This is a genomic window from Agromyces sp. H66, from assembly GCF_004959775.1.
Classification (GTDB): domain Bacteria; phylum Actinomycetota; class Actinomycetes; order Actinomycetales; family Microbacteriaceae; genus Agromyces.
Genome location: NZ_SJZG01000014.1, coordinates 72210 through 89542 on the forward strand (window position 1 = coordinate 72210; position 17333 = coordinate 89542).

The following is a 17333-nucleotide window of genomic DNA, read 5'->3' on the forward strand; positions in this document are numbered from 1 at the left end:
TCACGCCTGATCACCCACCGAAGACGTCGCGAGGTCCATGACGCGGGCAAACGCGGAGTCGCTCTGTTCGCGGAGAAACTCGGCTGGCGGGGCATGGAGCGTCTTAGATGGTTGCGCCAGCCACAATGCAACACCCCATTCGTCAAGCCTCCGGCGCAGCACACTTACAACCTCGGAGAGTCGCGGGAGAGGTCTCCCCTCGCTATCAAACTGAAAGCGAGGATAGACGACGACGCCGTCGGCGGTCGTCAGCGCCAGCATTTCACCGCGCTGCGCGGCTTCATCGAGTTCTTTGGCAGAGAAGTTGATCCACCGCGCGACGTCATTCCGCGCAAGGAACGGACCAATGAGTTCATTCCAGCGGGCTGAGGAGCGCTCGGGGCTGAATGCCTGCTCGCCAGCTTCCTGCAAGGGTCGCTCCGCCAATGTGAGCGGAGGAAGCGAGTTCACGATACGGACAGTTTCGACGCTGACGGTGACGATGCGCGCAAGAAGATCGAGGATGTACCTCGGGTTACCCTGCTCCTCGGCCCATTCGTTCGGATCGTTAGTAATGCCGGAGGCTTTATCGCTCTTCACCTGATAGCGCTCGATGATCCAGTCGATGGCCGAGCGCGAGCCGAGCATGTACTCGTGCGCCTCTTCGGGGATCCCCGAGATCGTGATGCCCGAATTGTAGATCACCGATGTTTTATCGGTAATTTTCCCGGTCTTCGCGTATCGCATCTTCGTCACCTTGAAATCAGCGCCGGCTGCAATCGTTTCCGTGACCGGGTAGGGCTCGACCGTCTCGTAATTGAGATGAAGCCCGGCTAGCTTCCGGCCAGCCTCGGCGAAAGCCGCGAAGTCCTTCAGCTTGGGGATACGCGGAAGCATCTTGTGAAGATCCGATCCAAACTGCTCGACGAACTCCCTGCTTTGGAGGACGCCGTACAGGTAGTAGAAGATGTCGTCCTTCGACGTTTCCGCTCCGAAAGTGGCCTTGAAGTCCTCCAAAACCTCATCAGTGATGTTGTCGATACGGCGGTGCGCAGTCCCGTCATCGTCGAGAGCGTCGAGAAGATCGGCCTGCGGCTTCCGTTCCTCGAACGAGTAGCGCGGGAAGAACTGCACGGTGTAGGTGAACATGTTGAGGTCGGGCACCTCACCGACCATCAGACTGGCGAATGCCGTGCCTGGACGCGGCGACAGTAGAGCGATACCGAAGTTTGAGGTCGCGCCGGTTGGGAACAGCGAATTCAGCTGGTAGGTCATCGCGTTCATTTGCCTGTCGAAGTACAACCACTGCTTCGAAAACGGCCGCTGCGCGGCCAACACCAGTGCGTCGGGATTGAACGTGTACTTCCGGGACTTCTCCAGGTCTTGGAAGGCATTCCTGTTCCAACTGAATCGCGTGGGGTTCGTGTCAACGAACTTGTCCGGCTCGATCTGGGAACCTGCGGTCCGGCGGTCCCAGCGCACCACTTCCCGGTTATAGAAGTCGATCGCCCTGGAGACGTTCTCGCGGACCCGAGAGGCGGAGTACCCATAAACCCATGCATCCCGCCCCGTCGCCAGGCCGAGTGAATAGGTCCTGAAGTACCGCCGACCTCGGGCACCTCCGCCCTTCTCGCCCAGAGGGGTGAAGGACTCAAAGTCCTCAGATCGTTGGTTGATCCAGTCGCCGGCCCGGTTCGGAGTGATCGGCTGCCAGTCCACGCTGGCGTATGACCGGGCCCGCCGAATCTCCTCCAGCTTCTGCTCGCGCGAAAGATAGTCGCCAATATCGCGGTAAAAGACCTGGCCGGACGCCTCAGTGTCTGGATTCTTGACGAGGAGGTACACGGCGACCGTCGACCGGCTGCCACCGCCGAACACCTTTCCTCCTTCTCGCCGCGACTGCTCGCCGGCTGTCCTCTGGTTCCCTCGAAGGTTGAACACGTAGATCCTGTTGAATTCCTCGACAAGCGACTTACGAATGCCGTCGGCCGAGTTCGTATCGATCCAGCCACCGTTGGAGACGAAGGCGACCACACCTCGGTCTCCGATCCGGTCGCTCGCCCACCGGATCGCGCGGATGTACGAGTCGTACAGCGCCTTCAAGCTGACCTTCGCGGACTTTGCGGCATAGGTTCGCTCGATGGCTGCGTCGAGGGTTGGATAGGAGACATTCGCACTGTCATCATTGGCGGTGGCCTGACCGATCGACCACGGCGGGTTCCCGATGACAACCCGAATGTCCAACGCCTTCTGCGCCTCGACTCGCTCATTGTTCTCAGGGAACACGCCGGCGCCATCCATCTGGTCGTCGACCTCGTTGAGCTGGAAGGTGTCGGTGAGGACAATGCCATTGAACGGTTCGTACTCGCCACCGGCGAGCGAGTGATAGGTCTCCTCGATGTTGATCGCAGCGACGTAGTAGGCAAGCAGCACGATCTCGTTCGCGTGCAACTCGTAGCGATACTTCCGTGCGACGTCCTCAGGCTTGATGAGCCCGGACTGCAGCAAGCGGACGATGAACGTGCCGGTGCCGGTGAAGGGGTCGAGAACGTGGACGCCCTCGTCGGAGATCGAGGCGTCAAACTCCGCCTTTAGCGCGTCGTCGACCGAGTGGATGATGAAGTCGACGATCTCGTTCGGCGTGTAGACGATGCCGAGCCGGTCGCTCGTCCCCGAGAATGCGAGTCGGAAGAACTTCTCGTACAGCTCCTTGACGATCGACTGCTTGGCGGCGGCATCCTCGATGCCCTCTGCCCGGGTGCGGACTGAGGCATAGAACTTCTCCAGCCGCTCAGTCTCCTTGTCAATGTTCTGGCCCTCGAGCGCGTCGATCATGCCCTGCATTACGAGGCTGACCGGATTGTGCCCGGAGAAGTCGTATCCGTCGAACAGCGCGTCGAACACCGGCTTCGTGATGAGGTGCTGGGACAGCATCTCCACCGCGTCGCGCTCCGTGATGAAGGGGTTGAGGTTGTCTTGCAGGCCCTTCAGGAACCGTGCGAACTCGTCCCTCAGCTTGCCGTCGGACTGATCGACAAGCGCTGTGATCCGGGCAATGTGGTCTTCGGCAATGCCGGCCACATCGGACGCCCACTGCTCCCAATAGCGACGCTCGCCGACCTTGTCGACGATCTTCGCGAGGATTGCCGCGCGCCATTGGTCGAGCTCGGGGAAGTCGAGCGTGACGGCGCCGTAGTCGGCTGCCTCGGTGAGCTCTCGATCCTGCCTGCTCCCGCCCTTGCCGATGACTCCGACCTGGAGGCGGTCGGTCTTCTTGGTGAGATCGATCTTGTTGACCTCGGCGTCGAATCGCTCGTCGTGCGCCCGCAGCGCCTGGAGCACCTGCCAGACGACCTTGTACTTCTTGTTGTCGTTGAGCGCAGAGGACGGATCGACGTCCGCCGGTACGCCGATGGGCAGAATCACGTAGCCGTAATTCTTGCCCTCGAGCTTCCGCATGACGCGGCCGACCGACTGCACGACGTCGACGACTGAGTCGCGCGGGTTCAGGAACATCACTGCGTCGAGCGCCGGGACATCAACGCCCTCGGAGAGAACCTTAGCGTTGGTGAGCAACCGAGCGTTGCCGGGACCGGGGTCTTCCTTCAGCCAGTCGAGCTTCGCATTCCGCGCCAAAACGTTGTATGTGCCGTCGACATGCTCGGCCTCGACCATAACGAGGTTGTCTGCGTCATCCTGCTCGTCGTCGATCAACTCGATCTCGCGCTCGACCACCTGCTGGAAGGTCGCGGCGATGTGCTTCGACTCCTTGATGTTGCGGGCGAAGGCGACGGCGCGCTTCATCGGCTCCGGATCGAGCCTGAACTCGTCTTGCGTGAGCGCCCGCTTCGAGAGCCCGTTCCAGCAGCCGACAATCTTCGCCGCGTCGTCGAGAGTCAGTTCGTTATTCTCATCCGCGAGGAGGCGCTGGAAGCGTTTCGAGACGTAGCTCTCGTCGACCGCGAGGACGAGGACTTTGTAGTCCGTTAGTCGGCCGATCGACACCGCCTCTCCGAACGAGAGCCGATGGAACTCGGGCCCGTAGAGCGCCTCGTTGTTCATGTCCGTGAGGATGGCTCCGGCCTCTTCGGCGCGCGTCTTGGACTGGTCCGCGTAGATGCGCGGCGTCGCAGTCATGTAGAGGCGCTTCTTGCCGCGGATGTAATTCTGGTCATGCACGCGGACGAACGCCGACTCGTCCTCGCCGGCTAGCGTTACGCCGGTGGTCCGGTGTGCCTCGTCGCAGATGATCAGATCGAACTCGGGCAGCCCGACGTCCTGGGCCTCATGGATCACTTCGATCGACTGGTACGTCGAGAAGATCACGGTGACCGTGTCCGGATCCTCGGGCTTCACATCGAACTTCGCGGCCAACTTCAAGGGGTTCGTCGTCGCTGGGTAGGCGAGGTCGACCACCGGAGTGTCTTCCTCGTCCTTGCGCTTGCCGACCGAGACGTCCGAGCAGACCGCGAACGATCGCAACGGCACATTGGCCTCGATCGTCCACTCCTTCAGCGACTGACTGAGGAGCGCGATACTTGGGACGAGGAACAGCACCGTACCGCCGGCGGGAACGAAGCGCTCGACGATGCTGAGGCTGGTGTAGGTCTTGCCGGTGCCGCAGGCCATGATCAGCTTGCCGCGGTCGTGCTCGCCGAATCCGGCGACCACCTTCCCGATCGCCTTCTCCTGATGTGGGAACGGCGTCTTGTGCGGCTTCTTCGTGAGATCGCCCGGGGTCGCGAGAGAGAACTGCGACCAATCGATCGATGATTCGTCGAGGTCCTGAACACGAAGGCGCGAGACCGGCGGGTTCTGACTGTCGACTGCATCTTCGGCGTTCTTCCCCCAGTTGTCGCTCGTGCTGACGATCAGGCGAGCCGTGAACTCAGGCTTGCCGGCCAGCAGCTTGCTCGAGGCGGCGAGGAAGGAGTCGAGCATCGGCTTCGTCACCTGCGTCGTCGGCGCATAGAACTTTGCCTGGATCGCGGTGTGCTCGCCGGTCGCACGAGACCTCGCAACGAGATCGATGCCGGTGTCAACGCGGCCGTTGCGCCCGGGGTAGTCCCTCCATAGCCAGACCTCGTCGTAGAGATCCTGGTATTGCGGCTCGATGCTGAGGAACGCGCGGATCAGCTCCTCGAAGCGCGCGCCCTTGTCGTGCTCGTCGTATGCGACTGAGCGCAACTCATCAAGGATGTCGTGAATCGACGTCATGGCTCTCCCTGCGCGCTGCCATTCGGCCGCATGCGTTTCCCAAGGTATCCGACCCACAAGACCGAGAACCACTCACCGCGTTGGTCCACCGACGGCACCTTCACTGCGCCGGATGGCGTGACAGATCTACGGTTGAACGGCGGGACCGGGTACATCAATGCATAGGCGACGCGAGCGCGGGTCGACTTACCATGAAGACCGCTGAGCACACTTGTGATCGGGCTGGATCAGGTTGACCCATCGCCAGGGAAGTCAGAGATCGACCTCATGAGCTCGCACGAGACGACATATGGGTTGTCCGGGTCGCCCAGCACCTCGACGAGGATCGCGTCCCCGTCGCACTCCAGCACGCGCACCTCGTCACCGGCACTGAGTATGAGGCCCGCGCCGGCGTCGGCGCCGACGTCGACCCTGAATGTCTGGCCCTGGGTCGCGCAAGGGGCGACGCGGTTCTCGAACCTGGCCTTGATCAACCTGATCGCCTTCTCGCCCCCGGCGTACGCAGCCCCTCCTGCGACGAAGATGAGGCCTGCTGCACCGGCGACGTACCTCGCTGCCTTCTCAGGGCCGCCCACCGATTTGATCAACGTCGTGATCCACTGATAGCCGCCGAGGTTGCCCATCGGACGAAGATATATCTCAGGACGGTACAGCGGCGGCGCGACACGACACCACCCAGACGGCCGGGCTTGAGAACGACCCAGTACATAGACCGCACCAGGCCGCGGTTATCCCAACTGCCAGGTACATCGAGTTGTACAGCGACGGTTGGCCGACGAACTCTCGTAGGGTGAGTTGAGCCGCTACAAGGAGGACCGGGCGTTGGGGACTGTTGAGCCGTACGTGAGCGCGGCCGGCAAGCGCTATCGAGTGCGTTACCGGAAGCCTGATCATTCGCAAACGACGAAGCGTGGCTTCGCGACCAAGAAGGAGGCCGAGCTCTTCCTCGCGAGCGTGGAACTCGGCAAAGCAGCCGGGACGTTCATCGACCCCGCCAAGGCTCGGATTACTGTTGGGACCCTGGGCGCTGTATGGCTGCAATCTCAGACCCACCTGAAGCCCTCCTCGACCGCAGTCGTGGAGTCCGCGTGGCGGCTCCACGTCGAGCCCGTGTGGGGACGGGTTTCCGTCGCAGACGTCCGCCACAGTGACGTCCAAAGTTGGGTCGCGCGACTCAGCACCGGCGAACCGGGGCGTGCCAAGCCCAAATCGGCCGCCCTCGTTCACCGCTGCTACGGTGTGCTCGCGGGCATCCTCGACGCCGCGGTGAAGGATCGACGAATTCCGTCCAACCCTGCGCGAGGCGTGGGGCTGCCGCGCAAAGTGAGCAAAGAGCACGTCTACTTGACCCACCAGGAAGTCGACCGTCTGGCGCGTGCCTCCGGACCCCACGGGCCAATCATCCGCGTTCTCGCCTACACCGGCCTCCGATGGGGCGAGGTAAGTGGACTTCGCGTTGGTGATGTGGACCTCGATCGCCGCAGGCTCTCTGTAAGTGTGAATGCCGTGCTCGTAGGCGGGAAGGTCGTCGTTGGAACCCCGAAGACACACAAACGCCGCGTCGTGCCGTTCCCTGCATTCCTAACCGGGGCCTTGGCGGAACTCTGCTCGGAGCGCGAGCACAGCTCTGTGCTCTTCCCCGACACATACGGCAACCATCTCACGACGCCGACGGTACGGAAGAATTCTTGGTTCGACCGCGCACTCGATGCCGCAGGCCTCAAGTCGATGACCATCCACGACCTTCGTCATACCGCCGCTAGTCTTGCGGTCTCATCCGGGGCCAACGTAAAGGCAGTCCAGCGCATGCTCGGACATGCCTCCGCGGCGATGACTCTCGACACCTACTCAGACCTTTTCGATGACGACTTGGATATCGTTGCGGTTCGACTCGATGAGGCGGCAACACGAGTCTTGAGCGCGCTCAACTGAGACCAGGATCGGACACGGCTTCACTCATAGATCACGATCCCCGCAGGTAGATCACATTCGTTCGGGTTCTAATGTGGTCAAAATGTGGTCACATGAAGCGACAGGATGGGGCGCGATGCAACCTGAAGGCCTGGCGATCCGCGAGATTCTGCTGTTGTAGCGAGGGCGGGACTCGAACCCGCGACACCACGATTATGAGCCGTGTGCTCTAACCACCTGAGCTACCCCGCCGGGAAGGTCCTTCGAGCATACGCCCGGACGAACCAGAGCCCCGAGTCAGGATTGAACTGACGACCCCTTCCTTACCATGGAAGTGCTCTACCACTGAGCTATCGGGGCGTGTGCCGCACTCGGCAACCGTACGAGGATATCACCTCGGTGCGGATGCTTCGAACCGATGCCGGCCGCCTCGAACCAGTGCCAGCACCTATGCGGCGCGGCGCGAACGGGCATAGATTTGGCCCCGTCGGAACCCGAGCCGGCATCATCCGTCAAACATGGGGGTTCGACGGTGGGCCAGACAGCAGACGCGACATCCGACCTGGCGGCAGGTCACGGAGTCCTCCCTGCGCGCCTGGCCGGTCGACTGGATGCCCCGTGCGTGTTCATGACCGCCCCGGGCGGCGCCGGGAAGTCCACCCTGCTTCGACGGCTCGGCGACGACGACGAGCGTTTCGCCCTCCTCACCCTCGGCCCCGAGCACCGCGACGCCGTCGCGCTCGGCGCGCAGCTCGAGACCGAACAGTCGGGCGTCGCGACATCCATCGCGATCGACGACGCCCATCACGTGTTCGGCACCCCGGGCGAAGCGGTGCTCGAGCGACTCGTCTCGCACGCCGACGCCGACCACCGCGTCGTCATCGCCTCGCGCCTGCAGCCCGCCGCCCATCTCGTGCACGCCGCGCACGGCGAGGTCGAGATCGTCACGGCACCAGAGCTGGCGCTGCGCATCGACGAGATCGCCGAGGCGTTCCGCACGGTCGGCGGCCGCCTGCTCGGCCTCGAGTGCGCCTCGCGCGTGGCCTCCGAGACCGCCGGATGGCCCGCGCTCGTGCACCGGCTCGCGTTGCAGTCGCGGCTCCTCGACCCCGACGCGCTCGAGGAGTCGGTGGATGCCGCGGTGCAGTGCGACTTCGCGACGTCGCTGCTCGAGGACGCCGTGCGCACGCTGCCGCCGGCCGTCGTGCACGCGCTGGAGCGCACGAGCGGCCTGCCGGTGCTCGACTTCGCCGAATGCACCCGGCTGCTCGGCGCCGATGACGCCACGGCGCTGTTCGCCGCCGTCGACGGCGGCGAGGTCATGCACGTCGTCGAACTCGGACATCGCGTGCTGCCGCCGGTGCTCCGTCGTCACCTGTGCGCGCGGTGCGGCGACCGCCCGTCCGACCCCGGCCCCGACCCCGACCCCGGCCCCGACCCCGACCCAGTCGAGCGCCGAGGCCCGTCACCCGCGGCGGAGGAGCCGCTGAACCTCGGAACGGTACAACGACCGCCGACTCGGGACGCACCTCCCTTCGATGCCGCGCTCGCACGCCTTCGCGCGGGCGATGTCGTGGGCGCGATCCCGCTGCTGCATCGCGTGCTCAGGGCGGGCGACGACGCCGGCCGCGCGACGGCGCGACTCCTCCTCCTCGTGATCCGCGAGCCGATCACCCCACGCGAAACGACGCTCGATGCGCTCGCCGTGCTGGAACGTGAATGCGTTGCGCGTGGGTCCGACGCAATCGCGCGCGCGGTACGCGGCGCGATCGCCTCGATCGCCGGCCTTCCCGAAGGGACCGCGCGCGCCGTCGTCGAAGAGTTCGATGTGCGCCGTGACGAACGCGGTGCGGCCCTCGCCGCCGGAATCGACCTGCTGGTGCGCATCCGCCGCGGGCGCGCCTCGAGTGATGCGGCGACAACGCTCGTCCGCCGGCTCGATGAACTCGGATGCGCCGACCTCGCCACGTGGGCGCGCGCGACGGCGGCACTCGTGGCGGCGGCGGGCGGCACGTCGAACGCCCGCGACCTGATCGTCGAGGCTGAGACATCCGTCATCGCCACCCGGGTGGAGGCTGCCGGTGCCTTCATCGACGCGGCACACGCGCTCACCGGCTCCCGCGCACAGGCCGCCGCGCTGTTGTCGTCGTCACGACGGCGTGCGCTGCAGGCGGGTCTGCCCCGCCTCCCGCTCGCACTGCCCACGAGCGGAACGGGAGCGCCGGCCGACCGTGCGCCCGCCCACACCGACCCGCGGCATCCGCATCTCACCGTCGGATGCTTCGGCGGCTTCCGGCTCCGCGCCGACGGCGCCGAGCTCGACCTCAGGGCCGTGCGACCGCAGGCACGCGCGCTGCTGCGGATGCTCGCCCTGAACTCTGGGTCGCCCCTCCACCGCGAGCTCATCGCCGACATCATCTGGGGCGACCTCGGCACCGACTCGGCCGTGCACGCGCTGCACGTGAGCGTGTCGAGCCTGCGCCGGGCACTCCCCAGCGCCGGCACGTCGGGCTCCATCGTCGAGCGCGTCGGCGAGGCGTATCGCCTCGGCATCCGGGACCGGCGCGATTGCGACCTGGCCGAGTTCGACGACCGGCTCGCCGACGCGGCGTCGTCGAAGCTCCGTCGGGATGCATCGACGACGGCCGCCAGCCTGCGGCGAGCGCTCGCCCTCTACGTGGGCGAGGTGCTCCCCGAGGACGGGCCGGCCGAATGGGTGACGGGCGCCCGGGAGCGGTACCGGACTCGCGCGGCGGAGGCCGCGTCGTCGCTCGCGCACCTCGAACTCCACCTGGGGGAACCGCGCGCCGCCGTGGCGGCGGCGAGCCGTGCGGTCGAGATCGATCCATGGCTCGACGAGTCGTGGCGCACCCTCGTCACGGTGCATCGCAGTTCGGGCGACGTGGTGGCCGCGCAGCGCGCGGCGGAGGACTACCGTCGCATGCGCGTCGCGCTCGGCCTCGAGTGAGGGCGCGCCCCGAAGCGACGGCACGAGCCCGACACCCGGCCGGGCGCCCGCGCCGCTCGCTCAGGTCGTCACCGACACCTCGACCCGCGTCGGGACGTGCGCCGGCACCACGGCCGCGGCGACCCGCTCGAACCGCCGCGTGAGCTCCGCCTGATCGCCGTCGGGCACGGTGATCGTGATCACCACCGCGACATCCGCCGAACCGGGCAACGAAGCACCCGGCGTCGACGACCACGAACTCCCGCCCGTCTCCTCGACCTCGACCGTCGGAGCCGGCCCGGCCGCCAGCTGCAGGGCGTCGCGGATGCCTCCCGCCGTCCCCGCGCGACGGTGCAGCGACGCGGCATCCGCGACGATCCGGCGACGCTGCTCCTCGGTCCACGCCTCGTCGACCGCCACGTTGACCCAGCCCGCGAGCCATTCGAGGAAGTCCGACGGAGCGTACTCCGGGCGCACGTACGCCTCGAGGTTGTCGAGCACGGAGTAGACCGGCGCGATCGCATCGTCGAACGCGGGCATGAACCGCGGCAGGAACGGGGGGCGCGAGGGGTCGACGAACTCCTCCTCCTGCAGGATCGCCGGAAGCCGGGTGAGCAGCGGCACCGGGTTGGGCAGGCCGGGAACGAGTCCGCGCATCTCACACCGCCGCCGTGACCCGTACCCGGTGCTCGAAGCTGAACACGAGCGCGTTCCGGCCGAGGTCGATGCGTTGCACGGGCTCGCCGCGCTTGCCGGTCGCCGGGTCGGCCGCGAACAGGAGCACCTCGTCGACGAGCTCGGTGCCGGGAAGCGCCTGCAGCACCGAGTAGACCTCCCCCGCGAGCACCGGCCGCCCGAACTGCCAGCCCGTGCCCTCGGCGCCGCCGCGGATGGGGTCGAAGCGCCCGTACAACGCGGCCAGTGCGTCGGCCTGCAGGCGGTCGACGGCCACCCGCGGACGTGCGACGAGCTTCGCCACCACCGTCACGCCCTGGTACTCGGGCGGTTCGACGATGAGCCGGGTCCCCGCCGGGCGCCGCCCGTCGAGGTCGTCCGAGATGGCGGCGAGCAGCTCGTCGCTCGGCTGGAGGTCGGCGAACCCGATGCGGCCGTCGGCGCCCACCGCGGCCGTCGGCACCACGAGGAGGCGCACGCCGAGGCCGTCGCCCGCGCCGTTCGCCGCGACGGCGTGCGTGCGCGCCACGCCGGGCGCCGCGCGCTTGGCGAGCTGCTCGTAGTCCTCGAGCGTCACCGCGCGATCGCGGGTGCGCAGGGCGAGCGGTCCCCGCACCTTCGCCTCCTCGATGGTCTCGCCGTCGGTGCCGTCGTGCGCCGCCGCCCGGTTGACGGCCGAGCTCACGAACGGCACGGTCGAGCGCAGCACCGAGAGCGCACCAGCGGCCACGTTGCCGGCGCGTCCGCCGCCGACGCGGTAGCGGGGCACGCGCAGCGGCGCCCCCTTGGCCGGTGTCGCGCCGTACCGGCGCAGGGCGCCGTCGGCCTCCCGCACAGCCGGCGGGAACGTCACCGTCGCCCGGGCCCGATCGACCATCACGTGCTTCGCGTCGGAGCCGGAACCGGCGAACGAGTCGACCTCGACCCATTCCTCCCAGCCGCTGCCGGTGCCGACCTCGACGACGAACGGTTCGCCGTCGTCGACCACGGGCCGCTCCTCGAGCGGGAACGACTGACCAGGAACCCCTTCGGAGAGGCCGAGGATCTCGTCGTCGATCGTGCGCGCGTGCAGCGCCTGCACGACACCGCCGAGCGTGACGGCCGAGGCGTCGCGCACGAGCGGGGCCGCGCTGTAGGTGGGCACGCCGGGCTCCCGCTCGACGAGCCGGCACCTGAGCCAGCCGGCCCGCTCGTCGCCGATGACGGATGCCGCGTGGTCGCGCGGCACGATGACGATGACGTCCCCGGGCTGGTTGAGGCCCCCGGTCCCGTCCGAGACGAGGTCGCACGGCGTCCAGTCGGGACCGGTCCATGCCTCCCACACGATGGGCGGGTCGAGCGGGTCCACGCCGACGCCGCGAACGGCGCAGTCGAGGCGGATGCCGATCGCGAGTCCGGGCGCCGCCTCGTCGAGGCCGAGCAGCAGCTCGTCGCCGATCTTCGGCTTGCTCGCGAACGCCTCGAGCGTGTCGTTGCCGAGGCGCGCGTTGCGCACGACGGCCTTGGTCCCGCCCGACCGTCGGCCGAGGTGGGCGAGCGAACGGGGCGGGATCTGCAGTTCGGCCGTGGTCTGGAACACGATGGACTGGTCCTGCTCGGTGCGCGGAGTGCCGACCTCGGTGCGCGGCGGCACCACGACGACCTCGTCTCGGGGCGCCGCAAGCCACATCACGACGTCGGCCGTGGCCGCGGTGGGCGGGTACAGCGTGGTGCCGATGAGGTCGAGGAAGGCGACGTACAGCTTGTCGGGCACCCGGTTGAGCCGGTAGAACAGTTCGTCGGTCATGAACGCGAACGCCTCGATGAGCGTGACGCCGGGGTCCGACACGTTGTGATCCGACCACTCGGGGCAGCGCAGGGCGACGAGCCGCTTCGCGTCGTCGACGAGGTCCTGGAAGCGGCGGTCGTCGAGGTTCGGGGATGGCAGGGTCATGGCGTTCCTTCCGACGAGCGGTCGGGGATGACGTAGAACGGGAAGACGAGGTTGCGCGGGTCGTTCGAGCCCCGGATGGCGTACCCGACGTCGATGAGCAGCATGCCCTGGTCGGCCCGGTCGAAGGTCACGGCGACGCCGGTGACGTCGATGCGCGGCTCCCAGAACGCGAGGGCGGTGCGCACGGCGTCGCCGATCGCACCCGCCGTCGTGGCATCCGCCGGCGCGAAGACGTAGTCGTGCACGGCGCACCCGAACTCCGGCCGCATCGGCCGCTCGCCGGGCGCGGTCGAGAGGATCAGCCGGATGCTCTCCTCGATCTCGCGCGCGTCGCTCGACAACGCGATGCGCCCGTTCGCGTCCGCGTGCACGGGGAACGACCAGCCCCGCCCTACGAACTCCTGCGACATCCTCTGCTCCCTGCCCGCTCAGTTGATCTTCACGAGGCTGCCCTTGACGACGGTGACGCCCGACGACGAGAACTCGGCCATTCCCGAGCCCTTCACGGCGACCGCCGCGCCGGTCAGATCGAGCGACGCCGAGCCGTCGACCTTCACGTTCGGCGCCGAGATGGCGAGCTCCGCGGATGCGTCGAGCGCGATCTTCGTGGCCGAGAGCGAGATGTCGCCCTGGCTCGCGGTCACGCTCGCGTTCCCCTCGGTGGTGATGGTGGCGTCGCGCTTCGCCGTCACCGAGACCGGCCCTTCCGAGATGATCTGGATGCCGCGATCGGCGGTCTGCGTGAGCGTGACGTGCTGCGCTCCCTCGTTCGTCGAGACGCGCAGCAGCTCCTCCCCCGGCCGTTCGAGGAACTCGACGATCATGCCGGTGCGCGACGTGAAGCTGCGGCGCACCACGGATCCAGATTCGACGAACGAGTCCCAGCCGCCCTGCGGCAGGTCCTTGCCGTTGTAGAGTCCGCCGAGCACGACGGGCCGGTCGAATCGGCCCGCCTCGAACGCCACGAGCACCTCGTCGCCCACCTCGGGCAGCACCACGGCGCCGCGCTCGGGTCCCGCGCCCGGCTGTACCACGCGAGCCCACCCGCTCACGTAGTCGTCGGAGAGGAACGGGAAGGTGAGGCGCACCCGGCCCTCGTCCTGCGGGTCGCCGCTGCCGTAGACGTCGCTCACGAGCGCGCTCACGACGCCGGGCATCCCGGCACCGGCGATCCCTCCGCCCGCGACGAACTGGCCCGGCCGCGACCCCACGCCGAGCAGCGAGCGGTCGGACGCGTCGCTCACCACGAGCGTCGTCGTGTACCCCTGTTCGGAGCTGAACTCGTGCTTGGACTCGGTGACGGTGTACCGGCCGTCGAACGGCGCACCGAACCCGCGGAGCCGCACCGCGGTGCCCGAGTGGATGCGCGGATTGCCGAGGATCTGCGCCTCGATCTCGGCGAAACCGCCGGCGATCCGCGAGGCGATCGCCTCGGCGAGCTTGTCCTGCGGCTGTTGGGCGCCGGCGCCGGCGCCGCTGACGTAGCGCGGGCTCGAGAACACCTCGGCGACCTTCGCGGGGTCCAGCGTCGGCAGTTCCGCCGCCTGCGTCTTCGCGGGCGCCGTCGACACGACCTTCTCCTTGGCCGCGACATCCCAGCCGCGCACCTCCACCTCCGACACCTGCTCGGCGCTCGTGATCGTCGCGTGCAGGTAGACGCTGTTGCGCCCGTGCTCGATCACGATCGGGTCGTCGACCGCCGACGACGAGCCCGAGGTCGCGGTCGACGCCGCGGTCGGCGGGCCGAATTCGAGCTTGCCGTCGACGACGGAGAACACGCAGCCCGCGTCATCCGCGAGCCGCTTGAGGAAGACCCAGTCGCTCACGTTGTCCTGGGTGGTGTGCGGCATGACGGTCGCGGGGCCGCTGACCGACCCGACCTTGATGCCCGCGCGCTGCGCGACCTTCTGCACGATGTCGGCCACCGACATGTCGACGTACGCGGCGACGCGTCGCCCGCGGAACAGTCGGTGCGAGGTGTCGAGCCCGCGCACCCGGGTGCGCAGTTCTCCGCCCACGTCCTCGCGGTCGAGGGCGGTCACCTCGGCGTCGAGCAGCTTCTGCGGTCCGTCGGCGCCGTTCTGCGACACCGCGAGGGTGACGGATGCCCCGATCTCGAAGCCGCCCTGCTCGAGCACGGTCCCGGCGGAGTCGACGAACTCGAGCTCGAACGAGTCCGGCAGGTTCGCGGCATCCGTGACCCTGCTGCGCTCGAGGAGACCCGCCGCCTCGGGTGGGAGCGCGGAGCCGCCGACCGAGACGAGCAGCAGGCTCGTGTACGTGTCAGTGGAGGAGGGCACGGGCGACCTCCCTCCGGGCGATCTCGCGGCCGTCGGCCCGCGACAGCTCGTCGAGGGAGGGGATCAGCACGACCTGGCCCGGCCGGAGCCGAAGCGGGTCGTCGATGCCGTTGACCTCGGCGAGCGCACGCCATTGGCCCGGGTTGCCGTACTCGCGGTAGGCGATCGCCGCGAGCGAGTCGCCCTCCCGCACCGTGTGGGCGTTGCGCGGCTGGAGCCCGCCCGACGTGGGGTTCTGCTTGCCCGGCTGGTTCGCGAGCTCCTCGAGCGCGACGGTGCAGACCGCCCGCAGCGGCGTGCCGTCGGGCGAGAACAGCGTGTACTTCGCCGACACGCTCTTGATGTACCCCACGAAGCCGGTGAGCACGCCCCACTGGAACTTCACCCACGGCGCCGACGGCTGGTCCTTGCCTGTCGAGCTGCTCGTCGGCGTGCAGGCCTGGAAGAGCGCCTCGACGCGCTTCACGACGCTGCCGTCGCGTGCGCGCGTCTCGTCGAAGTACATCTCGACGCTCATCTTCTGCGGCTCGGGACCCTGGTAGGTGGCGGGCGGTGCGGTGGCGGACTTCTTCTGGTTCTTCGACTCCCACTTCGCCGACTTGGCGACGGTCAGCTCCTTGGGGTTCAGCTGGAAGTCGATCGTCGTGATCTTCGCGCCGATCTTGCCGGGCGCCGTGCCGGGCTCGTGCACGTCGATGGCGGCGTGCACGAGACTCGTCGTGTCGGATGCGGTCGAGGTGATTGGCATGGCGCGGTTCCTCAGTACTTCGAGCTCGTCTTCACGAACCCGTGGTGGGCGATCTCGAGCGTCTCCATGAGCACCTTCGGCTGGTCGGCGTTCAGCGACGGGCCGGTCCAGCGCACGGGGATGACGTCGTGCAGGTCGTAGGTCGCGACCGGTTCGTTGTCGGCCGACCGCACCTCGATGTGCCCGGTGCCGCGCGACGTGCCAGAGACGGCCGCCATGACCCAGTTCACGATCGTGTCGGCGGTCTCCTTGCTCACCGGACGGGTGAGCTTGATGTTCGGGTACTTGAGCCGGGTCGGGAACTGCCAGACGAACCCGTTGTTCCCGCCCTCCTCGCGCGACTCCAGCACGACCTCGACGCCGAGCCCGTCGCAGCTCGCGAAGTCGCCGAGGTCGTGCTCGTCGAGGTGCACGAGGTAGTGCACTCCCACGGCGATCTCGGTGTCGGTGAGCATGGTCGCCTCCTTCGGTTCAGATTCCGTCGATCCGGATGCCGCGGCGTTCGCGATCGAGCAGCAGTTCGGCCTTGATCCGCCGCACGAGCGGGCCGTACAGCTTGCGCACGAGCTGCTCGACGTTCTCGGGGGCGGCGGCCGGCGGCGCGGGGGCCGGGGTCGTGGTGGTGGACGAGGCCGCCGGGGCGGACTGCACGACGATGTCGCTGCGTTCGGCGCTCCCGCCGGCGACCGGAGCGGACCCGGAAGCGAGATCGGTGGGGCCGCCGACGCCTCGCGCGGTCTGCTCGACTCGAGCGACCTCGCCCGATGCGGAACGCTGGGCGACCGGGGCGCTCGACGGCACCGGGGCCGCCGCGACCGGCATCGGCTCGCGTGCCGTCGCCCGAGCCACGTCGATGCCCACGGACCCGGCCTGCGGCCGAGCACTCGTGAGGACGCGGCCGGGCTCCCCGATCGACGGCGCCGTGTCGTTCGCGGCGCCGCCAGCGACGCGCTCGAACTCGGTCGTCGAGAGTCGGGCGACGGATGCCGCCACCGCGGGTGTCTCATGCGCCCACGCGTCGACGCCCGCCGACCCGCCCCGACCGGTCCCGTCCCAGGCGCGACCGGCCCCTGACGCATCCGACCTCGGCGACGACGCCCGACCCCCCGACGGCGTCCGACCGTCCGACGGCGTCATGGCCCCGGAGGCATGTGTCGGCGCCGACCCGCCCCCGGGCGACGACGGCGGCACGGGAGCGACGACGCGCGCCGCGACGACCGGGCCGCCCCGGTGCCGCGTCACGGGTGCCCCCATCGTCGGGTCGCCGAGCGAGAGCACGATCCCGCGCGCGGGGACGAGTGCGACGGAGCGCTGGAGCGTGGCCGGAGCCGCCGGGCCGTGGTCGGTCGCGTCCGTCGACGCGCCGAGGCCAGGCGTAGAATCCGGGCGCGATCCCGAGCCCGCACGCGATCCCGAATCCAGGCGCGGGGCCGGGTCGGAGGGTGGGCCGGCGTCGTCGGGCGAGGGATCGCCGGAGGCACGCATGGCGGCACGCTGCACCGCCGCCGTCGGCATGGCCGGCGTCGGCGGCCGCCCTGGCGAAGCGACGCCGGGGGGCGGGGCCGCGTCGCCCGGCCGGCCCGCGGGCGGGTCGCCGATGTGGCCCGCCATCGAATCGCCGCC

Annotated in this window: 10 protein-coding genes, 2 tRNA genes and 1 pseudogene; 2 read left to right on the forward strand and 11 right to left on the reverse strand. The window is 68.2% G+C overall.

What is annotated here, in order from left to right; genetic code table 11:
- On the reverse strand, window positions 1-5196 hold the full coding sequence (locus EZM51_RS18250; protein WP_136709741.1) for a type ISP restriction/modification enzyme: 5196 nt from the start codon (window positions 5194-5196) through the stop codon (window positions 1-3).
- Between the two features lie 227 nt (window positions 5197-5423).
- Window positions 5424-5819: a hypothetical protein gene (locus EZM51_RS18255; protein WP_136709742.1), complete on the reverse strand. Its 396-nt coding sequence runs from the start codon at window positions 5817-5819 to the stop codon at window positions 5424-5426.
- A 172-nt stretch (window positions 5820-5991) separates the two neighbouring features.
- Between EZM51_RS18255 and EZM51_RS18260 the strand changes: the two genes are divergently transcribed.
- Window positions 5992-7128: a site-specific integrase gene (locus tag EZM51_RS18260; RefSeq protein ID WP_248305734.1), complete on the forward strand. Its 1137-nt coding sequence runs from the start codon at window positions 5992-5994 to the stop codon at window positions 7126-7128.
- A 157-nt stretch (window positions 7129-7285) separates the two neighbouring features.
- Here EZM51_RS18260 and EZM51_RS18265 read toward each other — a convergent pair.
- Window positions 7286-7359, reverse strand: a tRNA-Met gene (locus tag EZM51_RS18265).
- 36 nt (window positions 7360-7395) lie between these two features.
- Window positions 7396-7467, reverse strand: a tRNA-Thr gene (locus tag EZM51_RS18270).
- A gap of 172 nt (window positions 7468-7639) precedes the next feature.
- Between EZM51_RS18270 and EZM51_RS18275 the strand changes: the two genes are divergently transcribed.
- Window positions 7640-10075: a BTAD domain-containing putative transcriptional regulator gene (locus EZM51_RS18275; RefSeq protein WP_136709743.1), complete on the forward strand. Its 2436-nt coding sequence runs from the start codon at window positions 7640-7642 to the stop codon at window positions 10073-10075.
- A 60-nt stretch (window positions 10076-10135) separates the two neighbouring features.
- Here EZM51_RS18275 and EZM51_RS18280 read toward each other — a convergent pair whose 3' ends face one another.
- From EZM51_RS18280 to EZM51_RS18310, 7 genes and pseudogenes are all read right to left on the reverse strand, one after another.
- Window positions 10136-10711 carry a phage tail protein gene (locus EZM51_RS18280; RefSeq protein WP_136709744.1) on the reverse strand — a complete coding sequence of 192 codons (576 nt, stop codon included), beginning with the start codon at window positions 10709-10711 and terminating at the stop codon, window positions 10136-10138.
- Between the two features lies 1 nt (window position 10712).
- The gene (locus EZM51_RS18285; protein WP_136709745.1) at window positions 10713-12662 is read right to left on the reverse strand and encodes a putative baseplate assembly protein; all 1950 of its coding nucleotides are present in this window, start codon (window positions 12660-12662) and stop codon (window positions 10713-10715) included.
- Complete coding sequence (locus tag EZM51_RS18290) at window positions 12659-13072, reverse strand: GPW/gp25 family protein (RefSeq protein WP_136709746.1); 414 nt, start codon at window positions 13070-13072, stop codon at window positions 12659-12661. The genes EZM51_RS18285 and EZM51_RS18290 overlap by 4 nt, the downstream gene beginning before the upstream one ends.
- 18 nt (window positions 13073-13090) lie before the next feature.
- Window positions 13091-14962, reverse strand: a complete 1872-nt coding sequence (locus EZM51_RS18295; RefSeq protein WP_136709747.1) for a VgrG-related protein — start codon at window positions 14960-14962, stop codon at window positions 13091-13093.
- On the reverse strand, window positions 14946-15710 hold the full coding sequence (locus EZM51_RS18300) for a LysM peptidoglycan-binding domain-containing protein (protein ID WP_136709748.1): 765 nt from the start codon (window positions 15708-15710) through the stop codon (window positions 14946-14948). The genes EZM51_RS18295 and EZM51_RS18300 overlap by 17 nt, the downstream gene beginning before the upstream one ends.
- An 11-nt stretch (window positions 15711-15721) precedes the next feature.
- Window positions 15722-16165 carry a phage tail protein gene (locus tag EZM51_RS18305; protein ID WP_136709749.1) on the reverse strand — a complete coding sequence of 148 codons (444 nt, stop codon included), beginning with the start codon at window positions 16163-16165 and terminating at the stop codon, window positions 15722-15724.
- Between the two features lie 16 nt (window positions 16166-16181).
- Window positions 16182-17333 (reverse strand): annotated as a pseudogene (locus tag EZM51_RS18310) (hypothetical protein); the annotation flags it as partial.

Excerpts from the sequence above, each read along its gene's own strand:
- EZM51_RS18290 (WP_136709746.1), bottom strand. The coding sequence starts at position 13,072 with ATGTCGCAGGAGTTCGTAGGGCGGGGCTGGTCGTTCCCCGTGCACGCG.
- EZM51_RS18280 (WP_136709744.1), bottom strand. The coding sequence starts at position 10,711 with ATGCGCGGACTCGTTCCCGGCCTGCCCAACCCGGTGCCGCTGCTCACC.
- EZM51_RS18250 (WP_136709741.1), bottom strand. The coding sequence starts at position 5,196 with ATGACGTCGATTCACGACATCCTTGATGAGTTGCGCTCAGTCGCATAC.
- EZM51_RS18305 (WP_136709749.1), bottom strand. The coding sequence starts at position 16,165 with ATGCTCACCGACACCGAGATCGCCGTGGGAGTGCACTACCTCGTGCAC.
- EZM51_RS18285 (WP_136709745.1), bottom strand. The coding sequence starts at position 12,662 with ATGACCCTGCCATCCCCGAACCTCGACGACCGCCGCTTCCAGGACCTC.
- EZM51_RS18300 (WP_136709748.1), bottom strand. The coding sequence starts at position 15,710 with ATGCCAATCACCTCGACCGCATCCGACACGACGAGTCTCGTGCACGCC.
- EZM51_RS18255 (WP_136709742.1), bottom strand. The coding sequence starts at position 5,819 with ATGGGCAACCTCGGCGGCTATCAGTGGATCACGACGTTGATCAAATCG.